This window comes from Rhodococcus sp. NPDC058521, assembly GCF_042719695.1.
Lineage (GTDB): Bacteria > Actinomycetota > Actinomycetes > Mycobacteriales > Mycobacteriaceae > Rhodococcus_F.
In genome coordinates, this window is the sequence record NZ_JBHXNL010000001.1 from 258705 (window position 1) to 267880 (window position 9176).

Below are 9176 nucleotides of genomic sequence, written 5' to 3' on the forward strand. Positions count from 1 at the left end.
AACTCAGTTAATCACGGTTATCTTGATTTCAGTTATTCGATATTAACCAATGACGAGGGTGGCGGCATGAAAGGCGGCGGTATGACTGTCCGTGAGGCGAATCGGGCCGAACACACGCGACTGGTGACAGAACTGCGCGACAAGCTTGCCGAGGCCGCGCTCGGTGGCAGCAAGAAGTCTCGCGAACGCCACGTGAGCCGTGGAAAGCTCCTGCCTCGCGATCGAGTAGATACGTTGCTCGATCCCGGCAGCCCATTCCTCGAGATTGCACCCCTGGCCGCCAACGGCATGTACGACGGCGAGTGCCCCGGAGCCGGCGTCATCGCGGGCATCGGCCGGGTGTCCGGGCGTGAATGCGTCATCGTCGCCAACGACGCAACGGTCAAGGGCGGCACCTACTACCCGATGACCGTGAAGAAGCACCTCCGTGCCCAGGAGATCGCGCTGCAGAATCGGCTTCCATGCCTGTACCTGGTCGATTCGGGTGGGGCGTTCCTGCCACGTCAGGACGAAGTCTTCCCCGACCGCGACCATTTCGGCCGGATCTTCTACAACCAGGCCACCATGAGTGCCAAGGGGATCCCGCAGATCGCGGCCGTGCTCGGATCGTGCACCGCCGGTGGCGCCTACGTCCCGGCGATGAGTGACGAAGCCGTGATCGTGCGAAACCAGGGCACAATCTTTCTCGGGGGCCCGCCGCTCGTGAAGGCTGCGACGGGCGAAGTCGTGACCGCCGAGGAACTGGGTGGTGGTGACCTGCACTCGAAGATCTCCGGGGTGACCGATCATCTCGCCGAGGACGACCAGGATGCCCTGCGCACGGTGCGCAACATCGTCGCCACGTTCGGGCCGCGCTCCGAGAGTCCGTGGACGACCTCGGCGAGCGCGGATGCCGGTGCACCCCAAGAAGAGTTGTACGACGTGGTGCCGACAGATCCCCGCACCCCGTACGACGTGCACGAGGTGATCGACCGTGTGATCGACGAGGGCAGCGGTGGCAACCCCGGTTTCCAGGAGTTCAAGGCCGAGTACGGCAAGACTCTCGTCACCGGTTTCGCTCGTATTCAGGGCCATCCGGTCGGCATCGTCGCCAACAACGGCGTGCTGTTCGCAGAATCCGCCATGAAGGGTGCGCATTTCATCGAACTGTGTGACAAGCGCAGCATTCCGCTCGTGTTCTTGCAGAACATTGCAGGCTTCATGGTCGGTCGCGACTACGAGGCAGGCGGCATTGCCAAGCACGGCGCCAAGATGGTCACCGCCGTCGCCTGCGCGCGGGTCCCCAAACTCACTGTCGTGATCGGCGGCTCGTACGGTGCCGGCAACTATTCGATGTGCGGCCGAGCGTATTCACCCCGGTTCCTGTGGATGTGGCCGAACGCGCGCATTTCGGTGATGGGCGGTGAGCAGGCCGCGTCGGTGCTCGCGACGGTCCGTGGGGACCAGGTCGGTGACGAATGGTCTGCCGAGGACGAGGAGGCATTCAAGGCGCCGATTCGGCAGCAGTACGAGGACCAGGGCAATCCGTATTACTCGACGGCACGACTTTGGGACGACGGAATCATCGACCCGGCCGACACCAGAACTGTTCTCGGACTGGCTCTCTCGGCGTGTGCGAACGCGCCGATCGAGCCGGTCTCCTACGGCGTATTCCGGATGTGAGAGACATGAGAGAAATCGATACCGTCCTGGTCTCGAACCGTGGTGAGATCGCGGTTCGCGTGATCCGCACCCTGCGCGAAATGGGGGTCCGCTCCGTCGCGGTGTTCAGTGAAGCCGACCGCGATGCGCGCCACGTTCTCGAGGCCGACACCGCGGTGCTGCTCGGACCTGCGCCAGCGCGGGAAAGCTACCTGGCCATCGACAAAGTGATCGCAGCAGCTGAGTCGACCGGGGCGAAGGGCATTCACCCCGGATACGGGTTCCTCTCGGAGAACGCGAAGTTCGCCGCAGCCTGTGCCGACGCCGGCATCGCGTTCCTCGGCCCGTCGGCACACGCCATCGAGGTGATGGGCGACAAGATCACCGCCAAGAACGCGGTGGAGAAGTTCGACGTGCCGGTCGTGCCCGGCATCGCCCGTCCCGGGCTGTCCGATGCCGACCTGATCGCAGCAGCCGAAGACATCGGGTACCCCGTCCTGGTCAAGCCTTCGGCCGGTGGTGGCGGTAAGGGCATGCGTCTCGTCGAGGACCCCGCAGGACTGCCGGAAGCGCTACGGAGCGCGCGGCGGGAGGCGGCGTCGGCGTTCGGGGACGACACCCTGTTTCTGGAACGGTTCGTGCTCCGGCCGAGACATATCGAGGTGCAGATTCTGGCCGACGAACACGGCAACGTCGTCCACCTCGGCGAGCGTGAGTGCAGTCTGCAGCGTCGACACCAGAAGGTGATCGAGGAAGCTCCGTCGCCACTGCTCGACGAGGCAACCCGCGCTCGGATCGGTGAAGCGGCCTGCAACACGGCCCGCAGCGTCGACTACTCGGGCGCCGGCACGGTCGAGTTCATCGTCTCGGCCGACAAGCCGGAAGAGTTCTTCTTCATGGAGATGAACACCAGGCTGCAGGTGGAACATCCGGTGACGGAACTGGTTACCGGCCTGGACCTCGTCGAGTGGCAGGTTCGGATCGCCACCGGCGAACCGCTCGGGTTCGCCCAGTCGGACATCTCACTGACGGGACACGCCATCGAGGCCCGGGTGTACGCAGAGGACCCGACCCGGGGATTCCTGCCCACGGGTGGCACGGTCGTCGATGTCATCGAGCCGAGTGGGCCGGGCGTCCGTGTCGATTCGGGCCTGCGGGCCGGGACCGTGGTCGGCAGCGATTACGACCCGATGCTCGCAAAGGTCGTCGCACATGCGCCGAACCGTACGGGCGCTCTGCGCACACTCGACCGTGCCCTTGCCGGCACCGGTGTTCTCGGTGTCGTCACCAACATCGACTTCGCACGGTTTCTTCTCGCCGATCCGGACGTCGTGGCCGGGCGTCTCGACACCGGTCTTCTCGATCGGCGCGTGGACGACTTCGACCCCGCCGACACCCCGGACGACGTGTTGATCGCGGCTGCCGCGTACATGTGGGTCTCGCGCTGGCCGAACAGGAGTGGCTCGGGGGTCGTCGATCCCTGGGATGTTCCCAACGGGTGGCGGATGGGTGCCCCTGCACGGACCAGTATTCGACTGGCATCCCCCACGTCCACCGCACACGTACACATCACGGGCACTCCGGCATCCGGCCAGGCCCTGATCGAGGACGGTGAGCCGCACGAACTCGTCGCGTCCCGCAGTGGCGCGGACCTGTCGGTCGTGATCGACGGACGGCGCCGGACGTACCGCGTGGCGGATTCGGACGGTCACCTGTGGTTGTCGAACTCCGTGGGTACCTGGATGCTTCGCGAACTTCGTGAGGTCGGCGTCCGGGCCGGCGACGCACACGCTGGAGACGCCGAGATCACCAGCCCCATGCCGGGTTCCGTCATCGCGGTGGGCGTCGAGGACGGACAGACGGTCCAGGCCGGTCAGGTCGTGGCGGTCGTCGAGGCGATGAAGATGGAGCACTCGCTCACGGCCCCGATCGACGGATTTGCCGAGGTTCTGGTCTCGGCCGGAGACCAGGTCGTCGTCGATCAACTGCTCGCACGAATCACACCCGAAACCCCGAATGCCGAGACGAAAGAAGACGCGTCATGACCGACTACCTCGCAACCGGACAACTTCCCGACGAGTACCAGCAGCTGGCGAAGACCGTCGCCGACTTCGCCGCGAACGTCGTCGCACCCGTGTCGGCGGAGCACGATGCCAACCACACGTTCCCGTACGAGGTCGTGAGCGGGATGGCCGAGATGGGCCTGTTCGGCTTGCCGTTCCCCGAGGAGTACGGCGGTATGGGCGGCGACTACTTCGCGCTGTGCCTGGCTCTCGAAGAACTGGGCAAGGTGGACCAGTCGGTGGCCATCACCCTGGAGGCGGGTGTTTCTCTCGGTGCCATGCCCATCTACCGGTTCGGCAACGAGGACCAGAAGCAGGAATGGTTGCCGAAACTGGCCTCGGGAAAGGCACTCGGCGCCTTCGGTCTTACCGAGCCCGGCGCGGGCAGTGATGCGGGCGGAACCAAGACGACCGCGAAGTTGTCGGACGGTGAGTGGGTGATCAACGGCAACAAGCAGTTCATCACCAATTCCGGTACCGACATCACCGCACTCGTGACCGCAACGGCCGTCACGGGTACCACGGCGGGTGGAAAGAAGGAGATCTCCACGATCATCGTTCCCACCGATACTCCTGGCTTCACGGCGGAACCCGCATACGACAAGGTCGGCTGGAATGCGTCCGACACCCATCCGCTGAGCTTCGTCGATGCCCGGGTGCCCGAAGAGAATCTGCTCGGTGAACGCGGCCGCGGATATGCGAACTTCCTGCGCATCCTCGACGAGGGGCGTATCGCCATCGCAGCTCTGAGTGTCGGTGCGGCGCAAGGGTGCGTCGACGAGTCGGTCAAGTATGCGAAGGAACGTGAGGCGTTCGGTCATCCGATCGGCCACAATCAGGCCGTGGCATTCAAGATCGCACGGATGGAAGCACGCGCGCACACTGCTCGTGCGGCGTATTACGACGCGTCAGCGGCGATGCTCGCAGGCAAGCCGTTCAAGAAGCAGGCAGCGGTCGCCAAACTCATCGCCTCCGAGGCAGCTATGGACAATGCCCGTGACGCGACACAGATCCACGGTGGTTACGGCTTCATGAACGAGTACGTCGTGGCCCGTCATTACCGGGACAGCAAGATCCTCGAGATCGGCGAGGGCACCACGGAGGTGCAGCTGATGCTGGTGGCGCGGGAGCTCGGGCTGTGACCGAATCGAAACGCATCACCCAACGTGGCCTGTGGTTCGAGGAGTACGAGCTGGGCGCCGTGTACGAGCATCGGCCGGGACGCACGCTGACCGAGGCGGACAACGTCCTGTTCACCACCCAGACGATGAACACCCAGGCGCTGCATCTCGATGCGGCCTACGGTGCGAACACCGAATTCGGTGAGCGCCTGATCAACTCGATGCTCACGTTGTCCACGCTGGTCGGACTGTCTGTCGCACAGCTCACACAGGGCACCATCGTCGCGAACCTCGGTTTCTCGGAGATCTCCTTCCCGAAGCCGATGCGGCACGGTGACACCCTGTACGCGGAAACCGCGATCGAGGACAAGCGCGAGTCGCGGTCGCGACCGGGGCAGGGAATCGTCACGCTCGAACACACCGGACGAAACCAGCACGGTGAGGTGGTTGCCGTGGCCGTACGCAAGACCCTGGTACTGAAGAGGCCCTCATGACGTGGAGTGCTCCCGGGCCGGTGTGGTTGTTCTGCCCGGCAGACCGACCCGAGCGGTATGCGAAGGCAGTTGCTGCGGCGGACGTGGTCGTTCTCGACCTCGAGGACGGAGTCGCAGCTGCCGACAAGGAAGCGGCGCGGACCGCCCTCATCGACACACCGATCGACCCCGAGCGCACGGTCGTCCGGATCAACCCGGTCGGGACGGAGGACCACGAACGTGATCTGCTCGCGCTCGACGGGACTCACTACACCCGACTGATGCTGCCCAAATGCGAATCTGCCGAGCAGGTGTTGTCACTGGCGCCGCACGAGATCGTGGCATTGATCGAATCGCCGTTGGGCGCGCTCGCGGCGGGCGAGATCGCGTTGGCGGCGAGCACGGTCGGTGTGATGTGGGGTGCCGAGGACTTGGTGGCCGGACTCGGTGGCAATTCGAGCCGGCACTCCGACGGGACCTACCGGGACGTGGCACGCCACGTTCGTTCGCAGACTCTGCTCGCAGCGAAGGGGTACAACCGGCTCGCGTTGGACTCCGTGTACCTCGATATCGCGGACCTCGACGGGTTGCGAACCGAGGCACTCGACGGCGCCGCTGTCGGATTCGACGTCAAGGTCGCCATTCACCCCAGCCAGGTGCCGGTGATTCGCGAGGCGTTCATGCCGACCGACGAGGAGATCGACTGGGCGCGAAGAGTGCTTGCAGCTGTCGACAAGGAGCGCGGAGTGTTCGCGTTCGAAGGGAAGATGGTGGACGCCCCCGTACTGCGTCACGCCGAACGCGTGCTGCAGCGCGCAGCCGAGAAGGAATCACGTAAATGAACCGTTCCCACAGCCCCGAACCTCAGTGGACGCCGTCGGATTTCGCGGTCGCCCGCGCCGCGATCACCGATTTCTCGAACTTCGTCACTCGGCGAACCGGTAACGAGTTCGGTGGGTACCGGGAGCTGTGGGAATGGTCCACCGCAAAGACCGGCGAGTTCTGGCAATCCGTGTGGGACTACTTCGCCGTGCAATCGGACACCGATCCGGGCCCCGCTCTCGCCGAGTCGAAGATGCCCGGCGCGCAGTGGTTTCCCGGCGCATCGGTCAATTACGTGAACCAGGTGTTGCGCGGCGAACGTGACGACAGACCGGCAATAGTCGCGCTCGGCGAAGACCGTGACGATCGCGAGATCGGCTGGAGTGAACTGCGCGATCGTGTCGCGGTGCTGGCGCGAACGTTGCGGGAGAACGGCGTCGGGATGGGGGACCGGGTCGTCGGATACCTGCCCAACATCCCGGAGGCGGTCGTGAGCTTCCTCGCGACGGTCAGCCTCGGAGCCGTGTGGTCCGCGTGCGGCCAGGACTACTCGGCACCTGCGGCGTTGGATCGGCTCGGCCAACTCGAACCGAAGGTTCTCGTGGCCGCGAGCGGGTACCGTTTCGGAGGTAAGTATCACGACCGATCCTCGGAGATCGCCGCACTGCGCGAAGGGCTGCCGAGTGTGGCTCTCACCGTGCTCGTGCCCACCGATGGAGAAGCGCCGGAAGGTGATTCCGGCACCGTCACCTGGGAAGCGGCGACCTCGGGAACGGCGCCGCTCGATCCCGTCCCGGTGCCCTTCGATCATCCGTTGTGGGTGGTGTTCTCCTCCGGCACCACCGGTCTGCCCAAAGGCATCGTGCACGGCCACGGCGGCGTCCTGCTCGAACACCTGAAAGCACTGTCCCTGCAAACCGACATCGGGCGCGACGACACCCTGTTCTGGTACACCAGCCCGAGTTGGATGATGTGGAACTACCAGGTAGCAGGTCTGCTCGTCGGCGCCACCATCGTGTGTTACGACGGAAGCCCGTCCTACCCCCGGCGTGATTCGCTGTGGGAGTTGGCTTCCCGCACGCGGTCGACGCTGTTGGGAACGAGCCCCGGATACGTCCTCGTATGCGAGAAGGCCGGCTCGGCGCCCTCGCGCGAACACGACCTGACTGCGCTACGGGCCGTGGGCATCACCGGGTCCACGCTGCCGGCTGCATCGTCGTTGTGGTTGCGGGACAACGTCGGGCAGGACGTACAGGTCACGTCCATCAGCGGCGGCACTGACGTGGTCTCCGCGTTCGTCGGCGGTGTTCGTACGGTTCCTGTGTGGCCGGGGGAGTTGTCCGCGCCGTACCTCGGAGTGGCACTCGATGCATACGACGAGTCCGGTGCGTCCGTGCTCGGCGAGGTCGGGGAGTTGGTCGTCACCGCGCCGATGCCGTCGATGCCTACGCGGTTCTGGAACGACCCGGAAGGGGAGTGGTACCGGGCGGCGTACTTCGACACCTACCCGGGTGTGTGGCGGCACGGTGACTGGATCACGATCACCGAGCGGGGCTCGGTGATGATGCACGGGCGGTCCGATTCCACGCTCAACCGCAACGGCATCCGAATGGGTAGCGCCGACATCTATCAGGTCGTGGAGAAGCTCCCCGAAATTGCCGAGGCGTTGGTCCTGGGAGTCGACCGCGCGGACGGCGGCTATTGGATGCCGCTGTTCGTCGTATTGACCGACGAGGCCGAGCTCGACGAGGAGTTGCGGAGACGGATCCGCGACGCGATTCGCGAGCAGGCTTCACCGCGGCATGTTCCCGACGACATCCTGGTTGCGCCCGGGATTCCGCACACACGAACGGGCAAGAAGCTCGAGGTGCCGTTGAAGCGGATTCTGCAAGGAGCGGACCCGGTGCGTGCCGTGGATCCGAGCGCTGTGGACTTCCCGGAGTTGATCGACTGGTACGCCGCCCGGCTTCCGGAGGACAACTGACACGGATCGAGGCAGGCCGGGGGTGGGATGGTGTGATGAATATCCCGTTCGGTCGGTTTGGATGCCCCGGTCGTCGTGCACTCACCCCACGCGGCCGACAAGGCCTCGCTTCCGGATGGTGAGATCGGCGGGATAGCTGAGTGGGTGCTGCGCACCTCCTGAGGACGCGGGATCCGAGTGCGGGCCTGTTCAGCTGGCGATTGGCGCAGCGCGGTTCGACAGCCCACAATTCTGGACGCGCGTCCAGGCTCGCGCCCGACTGATGTTCGGTTCAACTTTCGCATGTGATGGGGGCCGTCTTGTGGCACAGTCGTGCTCGAATTTCTCCGTTTGAGGCGCCATGGGGGGCTTTGGTAGACAGTACGAATACTCGGAGGATCCGGTATTGCTTGCGATCGACACTCGAGGGGCTGAGGGGTTGCGGATGTCGTGTTTGCCGGAAATCTGCCGTTCCGTAAGGAAATTCGACAGCTCATTCGGCACCGGCGTGTCGACGACCTGCGCGTCGTCCGATTCTCGGGTTCTGAATCTGCGAGGATCGGTGCCGTGTTCGCTCGAGGCGAAACGGGCCGCCACGGGTAACGCATACGGTCGGGTGTTCGATACAAAAGTGGTACTCGCGAGTAAGGATTCACGTCCTTGCTGGTCGGGACGTAGTAGGCGACGAACTCGGAACAGGGAGGTCCAAAGTAATGAACACCAATGTGCTTCGGGCCACCGTCGCGGTCATAGAATCGGCCAGTGATCCCGCACTGCCGGGGTCGCCGTGTGGTTCGGCCGGAAATTCGACCCGCGCGGACGAACACCGATTGGATGGGCGCTTGTTGCATCGATGAGAGAACGGAGCCACGTATGAACCCCACGATGAGCTTGCATTCGGGGGAGCGAGAGCCTGACGGCATCGCGACGTGTGGCACACCTCGTCGACCGGCGCGAACACACGGTGCATCCAGAGACCATGCCGAAACCACAGATTGCTCCCGCGTATGACGCCTTCCGTCGACGACAGACCATGCCCACAGGCCAGCAGACGGTGACGCGGTTGTCCGCGCGTTCGAGAATGGAGTAACCC

At 64.6% G+C, this 9176-nt stretch carries 6 protein-coding genes; all 6 read left to right on the plus strand.

Annotated elements, in window-relative coordinates:
• Positions 1-81: 81 nt before the first annotated feature.
• The 6 genes from ACFWO3_RS01275 to ACFWO3_RS01300 are packed head-to-tail and all read left to right on the plus strand — an operon-like array spanning position 82 to position 8104.
• Positions 82-1662 carry a carboxyl transferase domain-containing protein gene (locus ACFWO3_RS01275; RefSeq protein ID WP_378572891.1) on the plus strand — a complete coding sequence of 527 codons (1581 nt, stop codon included), beginning with the start codon at positions 82-84 and terminating at the stop codon, positions 1660-1662.
• 5 nt (positions 1663-1667) lie between these two features.
• On the plus strand, positions 1668-3686 hold the full coding sequence (locus tag ACFWO3_RS01280) for an acetyl/propionyl/methylcrotonyl-CoA carboxylase subunit alpha (RefSeq protein ID WP_378572893.1): 2019 nt from the start codon (positions 1668-1670) through the stop codon (positions 3684-3686).
• The gene (locus ACFWO3_RS01285; protein WP_378572895.1) at positions 3683-4846 is read left to right on the plus strand and encodes an acyl-CoA dehydrogenase family protein; all 1164 of its coding nucleotides are present in this window, start codon (positions 3683-3685) and stop codon (positions 4844-4846) included. The genes ACFWO3_RS01280 and ACFWO3_RS01285 overlap by 4 nt, the downstream gene beginning before the upstream one ends.
• Positions 4843-5319 carry a MaoC family dehydratase gene (locus ACFWO3_RS01290; RefSeq protein WP_378572897.1) on the plus strand — a complete coding sequence of 159 codons (477 nt, stop codon included), beginning with the start codon at positions 4843-4845 and terminating at the stop codon, positions 5317-5319. Before ACFWO3_RS01285 ends, ACFWO3_RS01290 begins: the two co-directional genes overlap by 4 nt.
• Positions 5316-6140 carry an HpcH/HpaI aldolase/citrate lyase family protein gene (locus ACFWO3_RS01295; protein ID WP_378572899.1) on the plus strand — a complete coding sequence of 275 codons (825 nt, stop codon included), beginning with the start codon at positions 5316-5318 and terminating at the stop codon, positions 6138-6140. The genes ACFWO3_RS01290 and ACFWO3_RS01295 overlap by 4 nt, the downstream gene beginning before the upstream one ends.
• Positions 6137-8104, plus strand: coding sequence for an acetoacetate--CoA ligase (locus ACFWO3_RS01300; protein WP_378572901.1), 1968 nt, complete (start codon positions 6137-6139; stop codon positions 8102-8104). The genes ACFWO3_RS01295 and ACFWO3_RS01300 overlap by 4 nt, the downstream gene beginning before the upstream one ends.
• The last annotated feature ends 1072 nt before the right edge of the window (positions 8105-9176 follow it).